Origin of the sequence: Tritonibacter multivorans (assembly GCF_001458415.1) — a bacterium.
GTDB lineage: Bacteria > Pseudomonadota > Alphaproteobacteria > Rhodobacterales > Rhodobacteraceae > Epibacterium > Epibacterium multivorans.
In genome coordinates this window covers 42,510-63,023 of sequence record NZ_CYSD01000012.1, presented here as the reverse complement: position 1 = coordinate 63,023, position 20,514 = coordinate 42,510, and the positions used below count along the sequence as shown (strand labels likewise).

Here is a 20,514-nt window from a genome sequence, read left to right as displayed (position 1 = left end):
CCTTCTCCCGGGGGCGCGCGCCAGATGCGCGCTCCACCGTGGCTCCGGCCACAGAGCGCCCCCGGCCAGACCCGGATGCGGAGCTGTTGCTGCGCTATGCGCAAGGGGATGCGGCGGCGGCCAGTGAACTGACGCAACGTCTTGGTCCCAAAGCATTTGGTGTGGCGTTTCGGGTGCTTGGCGATCGGGCCGAAGCCGAAGATGTTGCGCAGGAAGCGCTGTTGCGGTTGTGGAAAGCGGCCCCTGATTGGGACCGTGCCAGTGCGGAGGAAGACGGCGACGACACCAAGGGCAAAGCCAAGGTCTCGACCTGGCTATACCGGGTCGTCATGAACCTGTCGATTGATGTGAAACGGCGTCGGCGTGGCGGATCTGTGGATCTGGACGCCATCCCGGAACCTGCAGACGACAGCCGCAGCGCGGCTGACATGATGCAGGACGGCGCCAGACAAGAGGCGCTGCAGGCGGCTCTGATGCAGTTGCCAGAACGGCAGCGCCGGGCTGTGGTCCTTCGCCATATCGAAGGGTTGGGCAATCCAGAGATTGCCGAGATTTTGGATGTTAGCGTGGAGGCTGTCGAAAGCCTGACCGCGCGGGGTAAACGGGCGCTGGCCAAGCTTTTGGTGACGCGCAAAGCAGAACTGGGGTATCACGATGGCTGATCAGAACACTTTCAAATCCGGGCGTGCGTCCGGTCCTGAAACTGGCTCTGACATTGGGCTGGATCGCGACGCGGATATGGCGCTGGAGGCGCTGTTTTCCGAGGCGCAGATGCAACCGCCCCAGATGACGCAGGCCTTTCAGCAGGGTCTTCTGGCCGATGCGCTGGCCCATATGCCGCCCCCCACCTATGCGCCTGCGCCAACGCCCGCCAAACAGGGGCTGCTGGCAGAGCTTGCGGATGCATATGGCGGCTGGATGGCATTGGGCGGCAGCGCCGGCGGGGCGGTCTTTGCCGGCATTGTCGGGCTCTGGCTTGGCATTGCGCCGCCCGCAGCGCTTGAGGCGATGACCGCGAACCTGTCGCCCGGTGCGGCGTCAGCCAATGCGGATGCCGCCGCGTTTGAGGGCTTTGATCTGGCAATAGTCTTTCAGGAGACGGCAGCGGGAGAGGAGTGGTAATGACCGATCCAACCCATCAATTCCCCCATGAAAACGGCGGACGTCCAAAGGACAGGCCCAAGCGCATGTCCCTGTGGCTGCGGCTGTTGCTGTGTCTTTCGCTGTCGGGGAACCTGCTGTTTGCGGGTCTTGTCGCAGGGGCCATGCTGCGGGCGCAAACCGATCCCAAAGGTCCACGCAACCGACCGCCGCCGCCACAGGCCGCGATGATGATTGGCGGAATGGTGTTCCGGGATCTGGACCGTTCGGAGCGGCGCGCGCTGCGCCGCATGGCCGAAGGCGAGGTTGGCAGCGTGTTCAAGAAACGACGCCAAGAGGTGGAGCGGTTGCTTGCCATCATTGGGGCGGACAGCTTTGATCTGGACGTGCTGCGCAGCGAACTGGCCGCGCAGAACCTGTCCCGCGAGGCTCTGGAAACCCGGATGGTCGACACCTGGATCGCTCACCTGCAAGGTATGAGCCCAGAGGAACGCAAAGCCTTTGTTGCCCGCATGATCGAACGGCTGGATCGCCGCAAGCGACAGAACAGCAAAGAAGACCGCAACCGGCTGCCGGTGGTCGATCGGGTGGACCACTAGGGGCCAGACTTCAGGCGGCAGCCGGAATGCCCGAGAAGATCTCGACCCGGTTCCGCCCGCCTGCTTTGGCCGCATAAAGCGCCTGATCGGCTTCGGCCACCAGTGTCTGGCGGTCGCGTGTGGGGCGGGTGCCGCCGCCAAGGGTCAGGCCGATTGAGACCGTGACCGACAGCGTCTTGCCATTGACGCAGAACGGCTGCGCATGGATCGCCGCACAAAGCTGCGCCGCCATCTCTGACGCCGCGCCAGCGGACGTGCGGGGCAGCACCGCCATAAATTCCTCGCCGCCAACCCGCGCCAGCAGATCACTGGCCCGGAGGCAGGCCTTCAGTCGGCGGGCGGCTTCGACCAGAACCGCATCTCCGACCGGGTGACCGTATTGGTCATTTACCGCCTTAAAGTGATCCAGATCGGCGACAAGCACCGCAAAAGGATTGGCCTGCGCGTCGGCGTTTTGTGCCAGCTGGTCGAGGAACGGCGTGGCAAAGCGGCGGTTTTTCAGGCCGGTCAGCGGGTCTTCCATCGCCGCGCGCAGCCCATCGCGCAGGGAACTGCGCAGCTGGTCGGCCCGGCGTTTGTGCGCCAGCTGGGCTGAAATCCGCAGGCCAAGCTCATGGCTGTCAAACCCGGCAGGCAGCACATCATGGGCGCCCCGGTCCAGCGCTTCGGCGGCAAGGTCCTGCAGGGCCGCCGGGGTGTCGGCATTCGGCACTGCAATCACCACGGACCCACGGGTGCTGGCACGGGCGCGCAGATCTGCCAAAAGCCGCAGGGCGGCACCGGCGCTGTGCTGGTTGACCTCAATCACAATGACCTCGGGCACGGGTTCGGCCATCAGCGGCTGGATTGCGCCAATCTGAAACGCCTGAAACCCATGGTACAGGCGCGCAGACAGGCGGGTCTTCCATTTCTGCGCCAGCTGCAGATCCGCGGTCACCAGCGCAATCGCGCCACTGGGTTCGGCCAGACCGGCGTTTGCACGGCGAGGCAGGGTCAGCCCCTGATTGTCCAGCTCAAGCGCATCCGCCAGACCATCGCGGCGCAAGAGGCTGCGAATGCGGGCCTGCAGCATGACCTCGTCCAAGGGCAGCGGCAGCACCTCATCAATTCCGGCTTCCAGCAGGGTCAACCGGTCGGCCGCGCCAAGGGCAATCATCGGCACTTCGGCCAGACGGTGATGGCGCAGGAAGGCGGTTTTTGCCCGTTCGACCGACCCATCGGGCAGGGAACAGGCGCTGAGGATCAGGTCCGGGCGTTGCGCCAGCCCCTGTTTCACGGCCATGGCAATGCTGTCCGCCTGAACCACGCGGAAACACGCAGCCGTCAGCTGCGCCTTCAGTGCCATCCGCCCGGTGGCGGCCCCATCGATGACCAAAATCGTACCCTGCACCTATCGCCCCTCTTGCGGCTGTGGTTGTCGTCTTTGTCACGTTCATCCTTGCGTAGGACTGGTTAAGAAACCCTTTCGGGGTTAAGTCAAAGGCGCTTAAATTTGTCGAGAAGGGGACAGAAATGCCATTTTCCGCCGATCAGGCCGAAGTGCTGGGGATCAAAGCGCTCGGCTGGCTTGCTGCCAATGAAGAGCTGCTGCCGGTGTTCCTTGGTGCGTCCGGGGCAAGCCTCTCGGACCTGCGCGACCGCGCACAGGACCCTGATTTTCTTGGCGCCGTGCTCGATTTTCTGCTCATGGACGATGCTTGGGTCATGGGGTTTTGCGAATCCGAGACCCTGCCTTATGAGAGACTGGCAGAGGCCCGCGCGGCCTTGCCCGGTGGTCAGCAGATGCATTGGACCTGACCTTGTGGGCACAGGCGCGCGGACAATGGAATTAACCTGTAAGGACATTTTATGACCCGCGCGCTTACGCCCATTGAAGGGCTGCTGTTTGACAAAGACGGCACGCTTTTTGATTTTGCCCGAACATGGAACAACTGGTCTGCGGGCCTGCTTGCGGATCTCGCCGGTGACAACGCTGCGCTGCTGGAACGTCTGGCCGCCGCCATTGACTATGACCTCGATCAAAAAGCCTTCCTGCCGGGCAGTATTGCGATCGCGGGCACCACGGCCGAAATCGCTGAGGTGCTGGTTGCGCATTTGCCTGCCTATTCAGCCGCCAGTCTTGAGGCCTATCTGCATCAGACCTCGGCCGAAGCGGACCTGGCCGAGGCGGTGCCGCTGCCGCCCTTCCTTGATGGGTTGCGCACCCAAGGGCTGCGGCTGGGGGTGATGACCAATGACGGCACCCATTCCACGCGCAGACATCTGGAGCGCTCCGGTGTGTTTGACCACTTTGACAAGGTGATCTGCTGTGACAGCGGCTATGGGGCAAAGCCCGCGCCGGACCCCCTTTTGGCCTTTGCCACCGCAATGACGCTGCCGCCTGCGCATGTGGCCATGGTCGGCGACAGCCTGCACGATCTACAGGCCGGACGGGCTGCTGGCATGGTCACAATTGGTGTTCTGACAGGCATGGCCGGCCCTGAACAGCTTGCGCCTTTTGCCGATGTCGTGCTGCCGGATATCGGCCATATCCCTGCCTGGCTTGCGGAGTAGTCACAGGTCTGAGCAGCAGCATTTGCGTCATCTAACGACAAAATTACGACCGAATATGTCGGGAACGGAAAGGAGCCGGGCGGTCTGACCTGAGACTCTGGAGGGCATCGAAATGCACCCAGAAAGGCAGAGGGAATCATGGCGGAGACAGGCGGAGCGACAGGCGGGCGCAGACGGCGTGGTGGCGGCAGAGCCGGAGCAGCAGCCCGACGCGGCAGTGCAGCACTGGAGCAGATGCCATGGAACCCGCCGATCAATATTGACCGGCCCATTGAACCGCTGACCGAAGAGGGTGTGCAGGCCATTCACGATGGTGCCATGCGCATCCTCGAAGAGATCGGCATCCAGTTCTACAACGAAGAAGCGCTGGCGATCTTCAAAGAAGCGGGCGTCAAAGTCGAAGGCGATCTGGTCAAGATGGACCGCGACTTTGTCATGGAGATGGTGGCAAAGGCCCCGTCCGAATGGACCATCACGCCCCGCAACCCGGACAAAACGATCACCATTGGTGGCAAGACCATGCTGTTCGGCAATGTGTCTTCCCCGCCCAACTACTGGGATCTGGAGCAGAACAAGAAAACCGCAGGCACCCGTGAACAGTGCCAGAACCTTCTGAAACTGACGCAATATTTCAACTGCATCCACTTTGCTGGCGGCTATCCGGTGGAACCCGTGGACATCCACGCCTCCGTCCGTCACCTCGACGTGCTCTATGACAAGCTGACACTCACGGACAAGGCGATGCACGCCTATAGCCTGGGCAAAGAGCGCGTCGAGGATGTGATGGAGATGGTCCGCATTGCCGGGGGCCTGACTCATGAAGAGTTCGAAGCCACGCCGCGGATGTACACCAACATCAACTCGACCTCGCCGCTGAAGCATGACGAGCCGATGATCGATGGTTCCCTGCGTCTGATCCGTCGGGGGCAGGGCGTGATCGTGACCCCGTTTACGCTGGCGGGCGCGATGGCACCGGTGACAATGGCTGGGGCCGTGGCGCAGTCCTTGGCGGAATCGCTTTGTGCGGTGGCCCTGTTCCAATATGTGGTGCCGGGCTGTCATGTCGGCATTGGCACCTTTACTTCGAATGTCGACATGAAATCCGGCGCGCCTGCCTTTGGCACGCCTGAATACATGCGATCGACCCAGATGACCGGTCAGATGGCGCGGTTCTATGGTCTGCCCATGCGCGCCTCTGGCGTCTGCGCGGCAAACGTACCGGACGGTCAGGCCATGTGGGAGACCTCGAACTCGCTCTGGTCTGCGGTGCAGTCGGGCACCAATATGGTCTACCACGCGGCAGGTTGGCTCGAAGGGGGGCTGATCGCCAGCCCTGAGAAGTTCATTATGGACTGTGAAGTGCTGCAGATGATCCAGCGCTATATGGACCCTTCGGTAAACGCGACCGGCCCCGATGAGATCGCGCTGGACGCGATCCGCGAGGTCGGCGGCGACGGCCACTTCTTCGGTATCCAGCACACGCAGGACCGCTATACCACGGCCTTCTACCAGCCCTTCCTCAGCGACTGGCGCAACTTTGAGGCCTTTGAACAGGCCGGTGGCGTCTGGACCGCAGAGCGCGCGCATAAGAAGTTCAAAGAAATCCTCGCGGATTTTGAAGCGCCGCCAATGGATGAGGCCATCCGTCAGGAGCTGGCAGAGTTCGTCGAACGCCGCAAAGCCGAAGGCGGCGCGCCGACCGATTTCTGATCGGACACGCGTGATTTCAGATTAAAGCCAGATTCTGGCGGCAATCAGCTTATTTTAAAGGAGCCGACCATTCCGTGGTTGGCTCCTTTTTTTGTGCGTTTTATAGTGCGCGCGGCCTGAGGGGTGGGAAAGGTAAATGTTAAATTCTATTCAGGGTTGTGTTGTGCGTTGATTTTACGCTCAAATGGGTCAGCCTGTATTCAGGTAAATATGGCTAAGTCCGCGTGCGGATGGGTAAAAAGGGGCCGGCTTTCCCCTTATGCGACAATAAAACAGCCGTAATTTTAGATATTGGCTCTTTGTTAAGATCGACGAGTCAAAAGTGTAAAGAATAGAACGCAAGGGCAGCTTCATGCACGGTTTGATCAACAGAGCAATCCAAGCCTTCGTCAGCAAGACCTACGGGGAAGAGCGCTGGACGGAGATTATGGATGACGCCGGTCTCGGGTTTACCGAGTTCGAGGCGATGTTGATCTATCCCGATGACCAGTCCCAGAAGATGCTGGCCGCAGTAGAGCGCAATCTGGAGCGCCCGCTGCCAGAGATCCTCGAAGATCTGGGAACCTTCCTTGTCTCCAACCCCGAAGTGGAATCGCTGCGCCGTCTGTTGCGGTTTGGCGGTGTGAACTACTCTGAGTTTCTGCATTCGCTGGACGATCTTCCCGATCGCGCGCGCCTTGCTGTGTCTGACCTCCACCTGCCGGGGCTGGAGCTGGATGAATCCTCGCCCGGGCAGTTCCGCCTGCGCTGTCAGGCCGGCATTCCGGGCTATGCTCAGGTGATGATGGGCGTGCTGCGCGCAATGGCCGATGATTACGGCAGCCTTGTGATGCTGGACCACGAAGGTCTGGGCGAAGAGGGCGTTGAAGAAATCGCAATTACCGTGGTGGAAACGGAATTTGCCGAAGGCCGCGCCTTCGAGCTGGGGGCGAACCTACTATGATCTCCTTGGATGACTTCTGGGTCATGAATGACCAACTGGTGCCCATGCATGTGGCCATCGACGGCGAAGGGCAGATTATCAATGTGGGTCCGACCATGCAAAAGGTGCTGGGCGACAGCCTGAAAGCAGGCATCAGCTTTCTGGATCTGTTTGATGTGCAGCGCCCGCGGTGGGTGGAAACCGCCGAAGACCTGATGAAAACCGCTGGCAGCAAGCTGCACCTGCAGCTGCGTCAGGAACCGCATACGCGGATGAAAGCGGTTCTGGCACCCTTGCCGGTCGGTAAGGGCGCGGTCATCAACCTGTCCTTTGGCATCTCTGTGGTCGAAGCGGTGCGGGATTTTGCCCTGACCGCCGCAGATTTCTCGCACACCGATCAGACCATCGAAATGCTCTATCTGGTGGAGGCGAAATCGGCTGCCATGCAGGCCTCGCGTCAGCTGAACCTGCGACTGCAAGGCGCGAAGATCGCCGCCGAAGAACAGGCTTTCACAGACACGCTGACCGGTCTCAAGAACCGCCGCGCGATGGATCATGTGCTGGACCGCCTGATTGCGACGGGCAAGGAATTTGCGCTGATGCATGTCGATCTTGACCTGTTCAAACAGGTCAATGACACGTTGGGCCACGCCGCAGGCGACGCGGTTCTGCAGCGCGTCTCGGCGGTGATGGTTGATTGTGTGCGCAAAGACGACACCGTGGCGCGCGTCGGCGGAGATGAATTTGTTTTCATCTTCGAAGGGCTGATGGACTGCGAACGGATCGAAGGGCTTGCCAATCGCCTGATCGAAGGCATTGAAGAACCCATTCGCTTTGGCAAGGATATTTGCCGGATTTCCGCCTCGGCCGGGACCACCCTGTCCACTGCCATGGTGCAGCCCGATGCGGCTGTGCTTCTCAATCAGGCGGATGCCGCGCTTTATGCCGCAAAACGGGCAGGCAAGGCGCAGCATGTGTTCTACCGCGAGGGGCTGGAGGCCGAGCTGGTCCAAAACGACAGCGCCCAACCACCAGCCGATGTGGTGCTGGGGCAAACAGGTCACGGTTGATTGGTACAATGCATTTCTCGCCACGTGGCGGGAATGCGGTTTAGGGTTTCAGGGCAGGGGCCAGATCGGTCCCGCGCAGTTTCATGTCCCCGAGAGGCCCGCTATGAAAGACAGCCAGCCCACAGTTGAGCATCGCCCCAGTGTTTGCCCGCTGGATTGCCCCGACACCTGTAGCCTGAACATTGAGCTGACCGATGGTCAAATCACAGATGTACGCGGGTCGAAATCCAATCCCTTCACCGCCGGTGCAATCTGCAAAAAGGTCATGCGCTCTTATGCAGAATTCACCCAGGGCGCCGACCGTCTGCTGTACCCGCTGCGCCGCACCGGTCCGCGCGGATCCGGTCAGTTCGAGCGCATCTCGTGGGAGGAGGCGCTGGAGCTGGTCCATGACGGCTTTACCCGGGCGATTGCGGCGCATGGGTCCCAGACCGTGCTGCCGCTGAACTACGCGGGGCCGCATGGGGAACTGGCAGGCGGGTCCATGGACCGGCGGTTTTTCTACAAGCTGGGCGCGTCACGTCTGGACCGCAAGCCGCTTTGCGCGGGCGTGCGCAGCATGGCTTATTCCAGCCTGTTCGGCAGTGCGGCCAGCATGGGGCCCGAGCAGCTGGCTCAATCCGATCTGATCCTGATCTGGGGCGTCAATGTCACCGTCTCTGCGCTGCATCTGACCCGCCACATCAATGCCGCGCGCAAGGCGGGTGGGCGGCTGGTGATCATCGACCCCAAACGCACCAAAATCGCAGAGCAGGCGGATCTGCATCTGCAGGTGAAACCCGGCACCGATGTTGTTCTGGGGCTGGCACTGGCTGCCGAACTGGACCGGCGCGGCGCTCTGGACGAGGCCTTCCTTGAAAAATGGGCCCTTGGCGCGGATGAATACCGCGCCAATGCCCGCCAGTATGACCTGCCCAAAGCGGCTGAGATCTGCGGCCTTGCGCTGGCGGATCTGGAGCAGCTGACCGATTGGTTGGTTGCCGCCCGTGCATTGGTCACCGCCACAGGGGTTGGGCCTGAGCGGGGCCGCTCGGGTGGGGCCGGGCTGCGCGCGGCCATGAGCCTCAATGCGCTTCTTGGCCAGCATGGCCGCCCCGGCGCAGGGGTCTATGGCAAGCCCGCAGCGCTTCTGCCCAAAACCACCGCGCGGCTGCAGGGCGATCACATGATCGACCCGGACACCCGTATTATCAATATTCTCGACAGTGCCGCCGCCATGCTGGACCGGGACCGCAAAATCCCGGTGTCGGCGGTGATGATCTACAACCACAATCCCGTGGCCGTGCATCCTGATCAGGGCGCTATGATCAAAGCGCTGAGCCAGGAAGAGGTCTTTACCGTTGGCTGTGACGTGGTGATGACCGACAGTATGGCCTATTGCGATGTGATCCTGCCGGCGGCAAGTCATTTCGAATTTGACGACATCTATAGCGCCTATGGGCACACCTATGTTCAACGCGCCGCCCCGGTGATGGCGCCGCTTGGGGAAAGCCTGCCAAATACCGAAATCTTCCGCCGCCTTGCCGCACGTTTCGGCTTTGAAGGTGCAGAGTTCACCGCCACGGATGCAGAGCTGATGGATCAGGCGTTTGATCTCTCGGATCCGCGTTTTGAGGGGGGCAAACTCTCTGATCTGCCGCTGGACGGTGCGCTGCATCTGGATCTGGGCGCGGCGGGTGCGGCGATCCTGTGCGACACGCATGGCCCTGCAACCCCGTCGGGCAAAATCGAACTTTACAGCGCGGATCTGGAGGCGCGCTTTGGCGCCGGGCTGCCCCGCTATATTGCGCCCACGCAGGATGCAGCTTTCACGTTGGTGACGCCCGGCTCGGACAAGCGCATCAATGCGACCTTTGGCAATTGCGCCCTGTCGGACGGCCCGGAAGAGCTGGAAATCCATCCCGAGGATGCGGTCGCCCGTGGTCTGGTCGATGGCGCAGAGGTCGAAGTGTTCAATGCGCGGGGCGCGGTGCAGCTGGTGGTCAAAATCACTGATGCCATGCAGCCGGGCGTGCTCTATGTGGCCAAGGGGGCCTGGCGGCGCAGCTCTGCTACGGGCTTGACGGTCAATGCGCTGATCGCCGCCAGCGCGCGCACCGATATTGGCGATGGTGCGGCCTATCACGAAACCTTTGTGGACCTGCGCCCCATCTAGGGGCCGGGCCGCGCGCGGTGGTCTATTGCAAAAGGGCGCTCAACCCTGCTGCAGGCGAAAATACGCCGCAGCAGGGGAGCATCATGCTGGCAAGCAAACGTGAGTGAGTGGAGCCAGGCTGGGGTCTCTGAAAGAGGGTCTTGAAAGCTCGTGCACTGCATTCAGCAAAGTGGCAGCCCGTAGGGGAATCGAACCCCTCTTTCCAGGTTGAAAACCTGGCGTCCTAACCGATAGACGAACGGGCCACTGTAGTGCGTGAGGCGGCTTTTACGGTGTCCTCTGCAAAGGCACAAGAGGGAAAAGACACGCAATGCGATTTTTTTGTGACAGCGTAATTCGACATGCGAAACTTGCAAAAAACGATGCAATTACAGCGTGTTAATGCGAGCGTTCAGATTAAAGGCAGGAAAGAAGTGGCAGCCCGTAGGGGAATCGAACCCCTCTTTCCAGGTTGAAAACCTGGCGTCCTAACCGATAGACGAACGGGCCACTGAGTGCGCGACGGCGCGCTATGTTTTGCCAAACTGTCGCACCCGAAGGCGGGAAAGTGGCAGCCCGTAGGGGAATCGAACCCCTCTTTCCAGGTTGAAAACCTGGCGTCCTAACCGATAGACGAACGGGCCACGTTGGCGTGAGCGGGTATCTATGGGTTTTGCGGCGGGGCTGCAAGGGAAAAAATGCACTCAAATCGCATTTTCTTGTCCACAGCCCCGCGCGGGTGTTGAAGGGCGTTTGATCAGGCCTCTGCGGCGTCTTCCAGCCGCAATTGCGCGCTCTGACGGCCGCCCCAGGTGTTGATTTCCAGGCGCCCGGCAAAGTGGAAGCGCGCGCCACCATGCTCCAGCAGGCGAGGCCCCAGAGCCGTGTCAAACGCGCCAAAGCAGATCGCATCAATCCCCCCGCCCAGACCGTCGGTCAGGGACAGTTTCAGATGGCTTTCGCCCACCCGTTTGGCAAAGCGCACCTGAAGATCCGGGAAGCCATAACGCGGGGCCGCAGCCCCGGCGCCAAAGGGACCCGCCTGTTCGATCTGCGTGATCAGGTCCACTGTTGCAGCCCCCGGCATCAGCATGCCATCCATCTTCAGATCTGCCGGTCCCAGATCGCCAGCCCCCTGTTTTTCCAGAAGCGCAGAGAGCCGTGCCATCGCCGCATCCAGCTGGTCGCGCGCCACCGTCAAGCCCGCCGCCATCTTGTGGCCACCGCCTTTCAGCAGCACACCTTCGGAGGCGCAGCGCTGGATTGACGCGCCAAGGTCAATGCCGGTGACCGACCGGCCCGACCCTTTGCCCTCGTCGCCGTCCAGACCGATGACCACGGCGGGGCGGCCGGTGGCTTCTTTCAGGCGCGAGGCGACAATGCCGACCACGCCGGGATGCCAGCCCTCGCCTGCCGCCCAGACCAGTGGCGCATCAAGCCCGCGTTCTTCCGCCTGTTCAAGTGCTGCGGCGCGCACCGCGTTTTCAATGTCGCGGCGTTCGGTGTTCAGCTGATCCAGCCGTTCCGCCATGGCGGCGGCCTCGTGCGGATTGTCCGTCGCCAGGAGGCGCGCGCCCAAATCCGCCTTGCCGATCCGTCCCCCTGCGTTGACACGGGGGCCCAAAAGGAAGCCGAGGTGATAGGTGGAGGGCGCGGAATCCATGCGGCTCACGTCCGCCAGCGCCACAAGGCCTGCCCGCTGGCGCCGCGCCATGACCTTCAGCCCTTGCCGCACCAGCGCGCGGTTTGCATCCACCAGCGGGGCGACATCGGCCACCGTGGCCAGCGCCACCAGATCCAGCAGCGCCATCAGGTCGGGCCCATTGCCAAGTCCCTTTTCACGGGCCTGACGGCGCACCTCGACCAGCATCAGGAAAACAACGCCCGCGGCACAGAAGTACCCAAGGTCGCCTTCTTCGTCCTGCCGGTTCGGGTTCACCACCGCAACGCAATCGGGCAGGGTTTCACCGCCCAAGTGGTGATCCAGCACCACCACATCCGCGCCTTTGGCAGCAGCAATCGGCCCGTGGCTCAGCGTGCCGCAGTCGACGCAGACAATCAGATCGTGATCGCGCGCCAGCGCGGCCATGGCAGGCTCGTTCGGGCCATAGCCTTCGTCGATGCGATCGGGAATATAGAGCGTCGCCTCCTGGCCCATTTCGCGCAGATAAACCAGCAGCAAAGCCGCAGAAGAGCCGCCATCGACGTCATAGTCGGCAAAGACCGCGATCTTTTCGCCGCGCTCCACCGCCTGCAGAAAGCGGGCGGCGGCCCTCTCCATGTCTTTCATCCGCCGGGGATCGGGCAGCAATTCCTTCAGCTGCGGGTTCAGGAACCCGGACGCCTCATGCGCGGGCACGCCGCGGCGCGCCAGCACATTGCAGACCGCAGGCGGCAATCCGGTTTCCTGCGCCATATGTTCACTGGCGCGGGCCTGATCAATGCCGGGACCCACCCACTTGCGCCCCGTGAGAGAGCTTTCAACGCCTAGGAAACTCACTGTCTTCGCCTTTCATTATGCAAAAACGCCGGACCCGATCGGGCCCGGCACTTTCATCTTTTTATAAATATCCAAATTCCGGCCGCAGCCGCAAGCGGATCGCCCGGATTACTGGTGCGACGACAGCGGCGTGCGATAGGACATACGCCGCACAGAGCCGGTTTTGGACCGCATCAACAGGGTGGTGGTTTCCACCCAGCCCGGCGTCCGTTTGATCGACGGCAACAGCGACCCACCGGTGACGCCGGTGGCAGCAAAGATCACATCCTGCGTGACCATTTCATCGCGGGTATAGACGCGGTCATAATCGGTGATGCCAGCTTTTGCGGCGCGGGCTTTCTCATCATCATTGCGGAAGATCAGACGGCCAAAGATCTGGCCGCCCATGCACTTCAGTGCAGCCGCCGCCAGAACACCCTCGGGCGCGCCGCCAGAGCCCATGTACATGTCGATGCCGGTGATCTCGGATTCGGCACAGTGCATCACGCCTGCAACGTCGCCATCGGTGATCAGACGGATCGAGGCACCGGTTTCGCGCACTTCGGCAATCATGGCCTCATGGCGCGGACGTTCAAGGATACATACGGTGATATCGGCAGGGGTGCAGCCTTTGGCTGCGGCCAGGGCCTCAACGCGTTCACGCGGGGACATATCCAGGGTCACAACACCCTCGGCATAGCCCGGACCAATGGCCAGCTTGTCCATATAGGTGTCCGGCGCATGCAGCATGGAGCCGCGCGGGCCCATGGCGATGACAGTCAGTGCATTGGGCATGTCCTTGGCGGTCAGCGTGGTGCCTTCCAGCGGGTCCAGTGCAATGTCCACGCCGGGGCCTTTGCCGGTGCCGACCTCTTCGCCGATGAACAGCATCGGCGCCTCGTCCCGTTCGCCTTCCCCGATGACCACAACACCCGCGATGTCCAGAAGGTTCAGCTGTTCGCGCATGGCGTTTACGGCCGCTTGGTCAGCGGCTTTCTCGTCGCCGCGCCCGATCAGCGGGGCAGAGGCCAGCGCGGCCTGTTCCGCAACCCGGGCCAGGCCCAGGGACAGCATGCGGTCGTGGAAAGGTGCATCGGCGGTGGTCGAAGTCATACCAAAATCCTATCTCAATATTAGGCGGTTCGTTGTTCGCATACCCCGCCCCATTGCCGGCGGGCAAGGCGGAAGTCAGATGTTGCCGCTAACGTACCGCAATATGTCAAAAATTCCGACAGCAACAAAAAAGCCGCCCGGATCAGGGCGGCTTTTAAGGCAAGAATGTTACAGTTCTTCGATCCGCAGGACGACCGGGTCGCCTTCAAGGACCGCTGTGTCGCGCAGGCCAACCAGCGCGTGTTCCAGCATGTCAGAGGTGCATTTGTGGGTCACAATCAGCACGGGCTTGGCATTATCGGCGCGGCCATACTGGCGCATCCGGTCGACCGAGACACCGGCCTCACCCAGGGCTGCGGCCACTTTGGCCAGCGCGCCCGGTTTATCCAGCAGTTTCATGCGCAGATAATAGGGGGCGGGCAGGCCGGTGCGTGCGGCGGGCGCATCGTCCAATGTGGCGGCAGGCTGGCCAAAGGTGGCAATGCGCAGGCCACGGGCCAGATCGCAGATGTCGCCCAGAACCGCGCTGGCAGTCGGGCCTTCGCCCGCGCCGGGGCCGCGCAGAACCACCTGTTCAATCGAGTCGCCTTCGATGACCACCATATTGGTGCCGCCTTCCAGCTGACCCAGCGGCGAATTCGCGGGCACAAGGCAGGGGGTCATGCGCTGTTCCAGACCGCGGGCAGACCGCTGCGCCACACCCAGAAGTTTGATCCGATAGCCCATGTCGGCCGCGTGGCGGATGTCATCCAGCTCAATGCGCTGAATGCCTTCCAGCGTCACATTGTCAAAGGCCGGTTTGGTGCCAAAAGCGATCGACGCCAGAAGCGCCAGCTTGTGACCGGCGTCAATGCCGCCCACATCCAAATTCGGGTCCGCTTCCAGATAACCCAGCTCTGCGCATTCATCAAACAGCACATTATAGCCCTGACCGGTGGCTTCCATCCGGGTGAGGATATAGTTGCAGGTGCCGTTCATCACGCCCATGACGCGGGTGATTTCATTGCCCGCCAGACCCTCGGTCAGGGATTTGATCACCGGGATGCCACCGGCAACAGCGGCCTCGAACCGGATCACACGGCCTGCGGCCTCGGCGGTTTCGGCCAGCTCTTGGCCGTGGATCGCCAGCAGCGCTTTGTTGGCGGTGACCACATCTTTGCCCGCAGCCAGCGCGGCCTCGGTGGCCAGTTTGGCCGGGCCTTCATGGCCGCCCATCAGCTCGACAAAGACATCCACGTCGTCACGTTTGGCCAGGGCAACTGGGTCGGTCTCCCAAGCATAATCGCCGAGCGACACGCCGCGGTCCTTGCTGGCGTCACGGGCCGATACGGCAGTGATCACCACCGGGCGGCCGGTGCGCGCCTCCAGCAGCGCAGCATGACGGCGGACAATTTTGACCACGCCAATGCCGACGGTGCCCAGTCCTGCGATCCCGAGGCGAAGCGGTTCAGTCATGGCGAGTGGTCCTTTCCTTCAAGTAAGCTTTGGACGCCTTAACGGGTTCGCCCCGTCGGTGCAACGGAACTGATGAAACTGTGAGCGCTATCTGTGGCTTTGGGCGCGGCGGTCAGAGTTCACGTTTCCGAAGAGCTGCGGCGCGGGCCTTTAGGCGGCGGGCGCGCGCGTCGAGGTCTTCGTTCACTGCGGCGGCGGCCTCAGCGGGCGGGGTTTGCGCGGGCAAAGCGGTCGAAAGCGGCAGCAACTGCGGATAGGGCTGCGCGCGCAGATCGTCTGACAACTGGCTTTCGATTTCCGGAACGCGACTGCAGGCGCCCAGTCCGGCCCCAAGCCCAGCCAAGAGCACAAGGCCGAGGGTCGTGGTCTTGGCCCAGACCGGGCCGGGCAAAACTGTGGTAATCATCGCAGCGTCCTTTTTCTTGCCTCTTGATGCACAATTGCACCCGGCGACACAAGCATGGCACAAGCGGTGCGACGCAATCTCTGGCCCAATGGGGCGCAGGGGTATGAATTGAACACTTGATCATTTATCCTGAGGCCATGGCACGCACCCAAGGTTCCCATTCCGAAACCACCGGCCCGCGCATTCGTGCAGCGGCTGAAACCCTGTTTGCCCGCCACGGCTATGCGGCGGTCTCCATGCGCCAGATCGCGGGCGCGGTGGGGCTGCAGGCGGGCGCGCTGTATAACTATACCCCTGACAAACAGAGCCTTCTGGTCGATCTGATGCAGCGCCATATGGAGGCGCTGATGGGCGCTTGGGCCCAAGAAGTGCAGGGCGACACGGCGCTCGCTGCGCTCGAAGCCTTTGCCCGCTTCCACATTCGGTTCAATCTCGCCCGGCGGGATGCGGTTTTCATCGCCTATAACGAACTGCGCAATCTGGAGCCCGAAGGCTTTGCCCAGATCGAAGCGCTGCGCAACGCCTATGAGGGAGAGCTGGCAGGCATCCTGACCGCCGGTCGGGAGGCAGGTCTGTTCCAGCTGGAAGAACCGCGCGTGACCACCCGCGCTGTCATCGCGCTCTTGAATGGTGTTCTGACCTGGTACCGCGATGACGGACGGCTGAGCCTTGAAGAGGTCGAGAGCCTGCACTGGCAGATGGTCCGCCGTCTGGTCGGCGTGTAACGCAAGCGCCGACCAATCGGTCAGCGCCCGCAAAAGGCACCGGTTTTCCCGACCCGTGAGCGGGCCGCGCCGCTCGCAGGGAAAAGTGGGCACCGGTTTTCCCGACCCGTGAGCGGGCCAATATTAGTGAGAGGGCTTAATAAACGTCCCATTGCGCAGCTCGGCAAAGGCTTTGTTCAGCTCTGCCTTGGTGTTCATCACAATGGGGCCATGCCAGGCCACGGGCTCTTCGATCGGCGCGCCTGAAATCAGCAGAAACCGCACGCCCTCGGGGCCGGCCTGCACCGTGACCTCATCGCCGGTGCCAAAGCGCACAAGCGTACGGTCGCCGGACATATCGCGGATGTTCAGTTCCTGGCCCGCAACCTCTTTCTCCAGCAGCACCCCTTGCGGGGTGGCGGCATCGACAAAAGCGCCTGCGCCCTCAAACACATAGGCAAAAGCCCGGCGGTAGGTGTCGATGCGGAAGGTCTTGGTCACGCCTGCGGGCACGGATACATCCAGATACTGCGGATCGGCGGCAATGCCATCGACGGGGCCGGTCTTGCCCCAGAAGCTGCCGACAATCACGCGGACGCGGGTGCCATCATCGTCGATCACCTCGGGGATTTCCTTGGCCTCCACATCCTGATAGCGCGGCGCGGTCATCTTCTGGCTGCCCGGCAGATTGCCCCACAGCTGGAAGCCATGCATCTGGCCTGCTGCGTTGCCGTGCGGCATTTCCTGATGCAGGATGCCAGAGCCAGCCGTCATCCACTGTACATCGCCTGCGCCCAGACTGCCGGAATTTCCCAGACTGTCGCTGTGATCGACCGTGCCGGACAGCACATAGGTAATCGTCTCGATCCCGCGGTGGGGGTGCCAGGGGAAACCCGCCTGATAAAACGCCGGGTCGTCATTGCGGAAATCATCAAACAGCAGGAACGGGTCCAGTTCGCTGGGGTCCTGAAACCCAAAAGCGCGGTGCAGATGCACGCCTGCGCCTTCCATCGTGGGCTGGGCGCGGCGGGTTTCGAGAATCGGTCGCAGGGACATCTGGCTCTCCTTGGTCTGAGCAAACTCTGGTGTCGCCAATGTAGCCTTTGCGGCCCGTCGCTCTATTCCCTGCCGGCTCACGGGGGCTGTGCGCAAATGCGCAATTTGCACCTGTGACGCAGCGGCCTGTCGCGAACGGGCGAAGAGAAGTCTGTAAAGTGTCGTTTTCGAGCGGTTTTGCGACGCAATTCCTGATGAGGCTGGGGCGATACAGGAGGACGTGTGATGGAGTTTGAAGGCAGGGTCGGATTTATCGGTCTTGGGAATGTTGGCGCTAAACTCGCAGGCAATCTGCTGCGCAATGGCGTGGAGCTGGTGGTCTTTGATCTGGACGCCGACAAATGCCTCGAGATGAGCGAAACAGGCGCTGGCATTGCCGGATCTGCCGCTGAACTGGCACAGGTGGCCGATGTGATCATCACCTGCCTGCCCAGCCCTGCGGCCTGCGCCGCTGTGGTGGAAGAAATGCTGCCCGTTCTGGGGGCTGGCAAAACCTGGGTCGAAATGTCCACTACCGACGCAGATGAAGTGGCGCAACTGGCCGAAAAAGTCTCTGCGCGCGGTGCATTGGCGATGGAATGCCCGGTCTCTGGCGGGTGCCACCGGGCGGCGACGGGCAATATCTCGATCTTTGTGGGCGGGCCGCGCGAAGGGTTCGATGCGATCTACCCGGTGATGCAGATCCTTGGCCGTCGCATTCTGCACACAGGCGAGATCGGCACCGCGTCGAAACTGAAGGTGATGACCAATTATCTGGCCACCGCCAATCTGCTGACGCTGTGCGAAGCGATGGTGACAATGGGCGCGGCGGGGCTGGATATGGCAACGACCTATGAGGCGATCAAGATCTCTTCGGGGACGTCCTTTGTGCATGAAACCGAAAGCCAGCTGATCCTGTCGGGCGCGCGGGACGTGAACTTCACCATGGATCTGGTGCTGAAAGACATTGGCCTGTTTCAGGACCTTGCCGATCAGAACCATGTGCCACTGGAGCTGTCGCCCGAAGTGATCCGCATCATGAAAGACGGTCAAAGCCGCTATGGCGAACGGGCCCAGTCGGATCGCATTATTGAACGGCTTGAAGAATTGGCAGGCGTGCATGTGCTTGCCGATGGTTTCCCGACCGAACTGGTGGATGAGGAACCACCGGTCAAAGGGGAAGAGGTGCAGCCCAGATCGGGGCCTGTCCTCAGCTAGCGACATCAATGGACATTCATAAAGGGAGAGCAGATGTCCGTGAAAACAATTACCGAACCCGCCCGCGACATACCCGTGGTGCATGAAACGGATGTGCTGGTTGTGGGCTCCGGCCCCGGCGGCTTGGCGGCGGCATTGGCCGCGGCCCGCGCCGGTGTGGAGGTCACGCTGCTGGAACGTTTCGGCTGCTTTGGCGGCAATATCACCACCGTCGGCGTCGAAGGCTTTGCCTGGTATCGCCACGAGGCGACAGTGGAAGCAGGCGGAATTGGCTGGGAGTTCGAGGAACGCGCCAAAGCCATGGGCGCGGCCGTGCCCGAAAGCCAGTCGCTGAGCTATGAGCTCGACAGTGAAGGGTTCAAGCTGGTTGCTGACCGATTGGTCGAAGAGGCAGGCATCCACCCGATGCTGCACCGCCAGTTCGTCGCGCCGATCATGGAAGGCGATGCAATCTGTGGTGTGATCGTGGAATCCAAAGTGGGCCGCGAGGCCATCCTCGCCAAACGGGTGATCGACGCCACAGGCGATGCCGACATCGCTCATCGCGCGGGCGCGGCCACGATCAAAACCCCGGTTGAAGAAATGCAGGCCGCCAGCGTCATGTTCCATGTGGCGGGCGTCGACAAAACGGCCTTCATGGAAGGCGTAAAATCCGACCCGCAGACCTATGCCGACTGGTCCAGCGGCGAATGGCAGGTCGAAACGGACGGCAAAGAAGACGCGATGTTCTCGCCGTTTCTGCGCAAACCCTTTGAGATGGCGCAGGCGGCGGGGGTGATCCCGGCAGAGCTGAACACCATTGGCGGCACCTGGGGCGCGGTGCATGACAGCGGTGAAATGACCTATATGAACCTCGTCCATCTGGGCGGCTGTGATGGCACCGACCCCGACAGTCTGACGCAGTACGAGATCGAAGGCCGCCGTCAGGCGATGCTGGCGATCGAGGCCCTGCGCCGCTTTACCCCCGGCTGTGACGGCGTGCGGCTGCGCAACTTTGGCATGACCATCGGCATCCGCGACACCCGCAAGATCGACGCGGTCTATAATATGACCGAAGACGACGCCCGCCATCAGGGCCGGTTCGAGGACACCATCGGCATCTACCCCGAGTTCATCGACGGCTATGGCGTGCTGATCCTGCCCACCACCGGGCGCTATATGCAGGTGCCCTATCGGTCGATGCTGCCCAAAGGGGTGCGAAACCTGCTGGTTGCCGGGCGCGCCATTGGGGGGGACAAAATCGCCCATGCGGCCACGCGCAATATGGCCTGCTGCGCTGTGGCCGGGCAGGGCGCAGGGGTGGCCGCCGCGCTGTCGATCAAATCCGGGCGCGATCTGGATGCGGTCGATCTGAACGCGGTGCAATCCACGCTCGCAGACCAAGGGGTGCGCATTCACTAACAGTTCAGGCGCGTTCGCACCCAATTCCCCCTAGGTCCGCCCCCGGTTTTCGGCTACATCCCGTCGCGAGTTATAAAACAGTGGGGGAGAGCATCAGATGCTGAAAAACGACGGAGAGGTCCTTGCGACCATTACCGCATCACCGGCGCGCCGCGTGATGGGGGCGGGCATGCTGGGGAGCTTGGGGTGTCTGACGCTGTATCTGGCCATGACGGCGCCGCCCTCTCCGGGGTGGCTGGTGTTTCTGCTGGTGGTGGGGGCTGCTTCCCTGTGGTGCGGCATTCGCCTCTGGCAGGCCACGGCCCATACGATCGAGCTCACCGAAACGGAACTGCGCTGTACCGATGGCACCCTGATCGCACGGGTCGAAGACCTCGATCACATCGACCGGGGGTTCTTTGCCTTCAAGCCCTCCAATGGGTTTGTCCTGCGCAGCAAGGCGTCTGCGCCGCGCGCATGGTATCCGGGCCTCTGGTGGCGTATGGGCCGTCGCATTGGCGTTGGCGGTGTAACACCGGGCCAGCAGGGCAAGGCAATGTCGGAAATCCTTGCGGCGATGATGTCCGGGCTGGAACCGCAGTAAACCTGCGGACCAAACAAAAGAAAACCGCCGG

Annotated in this window: 19 protein-coding genes and 3 tRNA genes; 13 read left to right on the top strand and 9 right to left on the bottom strand. The window is 62.0% G+C overall.

Features of this window, described 5'->3' with window-relative positions:
• Positions 1-38: 38 nt before the first annotated feature.
• The 3 genes from TRM7557_RS01600 to TRM7557_RS01590 are packed head-to-tail and all read left to right on the top strand — an operon-like array spanning position 39 to position 1,700.
• Positions 39-662, top strand: a complete 624-nt coding sequence (locus TRM7557_RS01600) for an RNA polymerase sigma factor (protein WP_058288909.1) — start codon at positions 39-41, stop codon at positions 660-662.
• Positions 655-1,122, top strand: a complete 468-nt coding sequence (locus TRM7557_RS01595; RefSeq protein ID WP_058288461.1) for a hypothetical protein — start codon at positions 655-657, stop codon at positions 1,120-1,122. The genes TRM7557_RS01600 and TRM7557_RS01595 overlap by 8 nt, the downstream gene beginning before the upstream one ends.
• The gene (locus TRM7557_RS01590) at positions 1,122-1,700 is read left to right on the top strand and encodes a periplasmic heavy metal sensor (RefSeq protein WP_058288460.1); all 579 of its coding nucleotides are present in this window, start codon (positions 1,122-1,124) and stop codon (positions 1,698-1,700) included. The genes TRM7557_RS01595 and TRM7557_RS01590 overlap by 1 nt, the downstream gene beginning before the upstream one ends.
• A 10-nt stretch (positions 1,701-1,710) precedes the next feature.
• Here TRM7557_RS01590 and TRM7557_RS01585 read toward each other — a convergent pair whose 3' ends face one another.
• A complete protein-coding gene (locus TRM7557_RS01585) occupies positions 1,711-3,090 on the bottom strand; it encodes a diguanylate cyclase (protein ID WP_058288459.1) in 1,380 nt (459 codons plus the stop codon).
• 122 nt (positions 3,091-3,212) lie between these two features.
• On the opposite strand from TRM7557_RS01585, the gene TRM7557_RS01580 reads away from it, so the two are divergent.
• The 6 genes from TRM7557_RS01580 to TRM7557_RS01555 all read left to right on the top strand — a co-directional run bounded on the left by TRM7557_RS01580 (position 3,213) and on the right by TRM7557_RS01555 (position 10,110).
• Positions 3,213-3,497: a DUF3572 domain-containing protein gene (locus TRM7557_RS01580; protein WP_058288458.1), complete on the top strand. Its 285-nt coding sequence runs from the start codon at positions 3,213-3,215 to the stop codon at positions 3,495-3,497.
• Positions 3,498-3,548: 51 nt separating this feature from the next.
• A complete protein-coding gene (locus tag TRM7557_RS01575; protein ID WP_058288457.1) occupies positions 3,549-4,253 on the top strand; it encodes an HAD family hydrolase in 705 nt (234 codons plus the stop codon).
• Positions 4,254-4,391: 138 nt separating this feature from the next.
• A complete protein-coding gene (locus tag TRM7557_RS01570; protein WP_058288456.1) occupies positions 4,392-5,963 on the top strand; it encodes a trimethylamine methyltransferase family protein in 1,572 nt (523 codons plus the stop codon).
• 352 nt (positions 5,964-6,315) lie between these two features.
• On the top strand, positions 6,316-6,906 hold the full coding sequence (locus tag TRM7557_RS01565; RefSeq protein WP_058288455.1) for a heme NO-binding domain-containing protein: 591 nt from the start codon (positions 6,316-6,318) through the stop codon (positions 6,904-6,906).
• Entirely contained in the window at positions 6,903-7,955 is a 1,053-nt protein-coding gene (locus tag TRM7557_RS01560; RefSeq protein ID WP_058288454.1) for a GGDEF domain-containing protein, read from the top strand. Before TRM7557_RS01565 ends, TRM7557_RS01560 begins: the two co-directional genes overlap by 4 nt.
• 103 nt (positions 7,956-8,058) lie before the next feature.
• On the top strand, positions 8,059-10,110 hold the full coding sequence (locus TRM7557_RS01555; RefSeq protein ID WP_058288453.1) for a molybdopterin-containing oxidoreductase family protein: 2,052 nt from the start codon (positions 8,059-8,061) through the stop codon (positions 10,108-10,110).
• A gap of 170 nt (positions 10,111-10,280) precedes the next feature.
• On the opposite strand, the gene TRM7557_RS01550 is transcribed toward TRM7557_RS01555, so the two are convergent.
• The 7 genes from TRM7557_RS01550 to TRM7557_RS01520 all read right to left on the bottom strand — a co-directional run bounded on the left by TRM7557_RS01550 (position 10,281) and on the right by TRM7557_RS01520 (position 15,542).
• Positions 10,281-10,355 (bottom strand) — tRNA-Glu (locus tag TRM7557_RS01550).
• Positions 10,356-10,524: 169 nt separating this feature from the next.
• Positions 10,525-10,599: transfer RNA gene (locus TRM7557_RS01545), tRNA-Glu, on the bottom strand.
• 59 nt (positions 10,600-10,658) lie between these two features.
• Positions 10,659-10,733 (bottom strand) — tRNA-Glu (locus tag TRM7557_RS01540).
• A gap of 113 nt (positions 10,734-10,846) precedes the next feature.
• Positions 10,847-12,589, bottom strand: a complete 1,743-nt coding sequence (recJ, locus tag TRM7557_RS01535) for a single-stranded-DNA-specific exonuclease RecJ (protein WP_058288452.1) — start codon at positions 12,587-12,589, stop codon at positions 10,847-10,849.
• A gap of 108 nt (positions 12,590-12,697) precedes the next feature.
• A complete protein-coding gene (gene glpX / locus TRM7557_RS01530) occupies positions 12,698-13,681 on the bottom strand; it encodes a class II fructose-bisphosphatase (RefSeq protein ID WP_058288451.1) in 984 nt (327 codons plus the stop codon).
• 168 nt (positions 13,682-13,849) lie between these two features.
• Entirely contained in the window at positions 13,850-15,136 is a 1,287-nt protein-coding gene (locus tag TRM7557_RS01525; RefSeq protein ID WP_058288450.1) for a homoserine dehydrogenase, read from the bottom strand.
• 112 nt (positions 15,137-15,248) lie between these two features.
• Complete coding sequence (locus TRM7557_RS01520) at positions 15,249-15,542, bottom strand: hypothetical protein (RefSeq protein WP_058288449.1); 294 nt, start codon at positions 15,540-15,542, stop codon at positions 15,249-15,251.
• 137 nt (positions 15,543-15,679) lie between these two features.
• On the opposite strand from TRM7557_RS01520, the gene TRM7557_RS01515 reads away from it, so the two are divergent.
• A complete protein-coding gene (locus tag TRM7557_RS01515; protein ID WP_058288908.1) occupies positions 15,680-16,267 on the top strand; it encodes a TetR/AcrR family transcriptional regulator in 588 nt (195 codons plus the stop codon).
• Between the two features lie 123 nt (positions 16,268-16,390).
• On the opposite strand, the gene TRM7557_RS01510 is transcribed toward TRM7557_RS01515, so the two are convergent.
• A complete protein-coding gene (locus TRM7557_RS01510; protein WP_058288448.1) occupies positions 16,391-17,302 on the bottom strand; it encodes a pirin family protein in 912 nt (303 codons plus the stop codon).
• A gap of 225 nt (positions 17,303-17,527) precedes the next feature.
• Here TRM7557_RS01510 and TRM7557_RS01505 point away from each other — a divergent pair, with 225 nt between their 5' ends.
• The 3 genes from TRM7557_RS01505 to TRM7557_RS01495 all read left to right on the top strand — a co-directional run bounded on the left by TRM7557_RS01505 (position 17,528) and on the right by TRM7557_RS01495 (position 20,483).
• Complete coding sequence (locus TRM7557_RS01505; RefSeq protein WP_058288447.1) at positions 17,528-18,499, top strand: NAD(P)-dependent oxidoreductase; 972 nt, start codon at positions 17,528-17,530, stop codon at positions 18,497-18,499.
• Positions 18,500-18,532: 33 nt separating this feature from the next.
• On the top strand, positions 18,533-19,900 hold the full coding sequence (locus TRM7557_RS01500) for an FAD-dependent oxidoreductase (RefSeq protein ID WP_058288446.1): 1,368 nt from the start codon (positions 18,533-18,535) through the stop codon (positions 19,898-19,900).
• 97 nt (positions 19,901-19,997) lie between these two features.
• Positions 19,998-20,483: a hypothetical protein gene (locus TRM7557_RS01495; RefSeq protein WP_058288445.1), complete on the top strand. Its 486-nt coding sequence runs from the start codon at positions 19,998-20,000 to the stop codon at positions 20,481-20,483.
• Positions 20,484-20,514 lie beyond the last annotated feature (31 nt).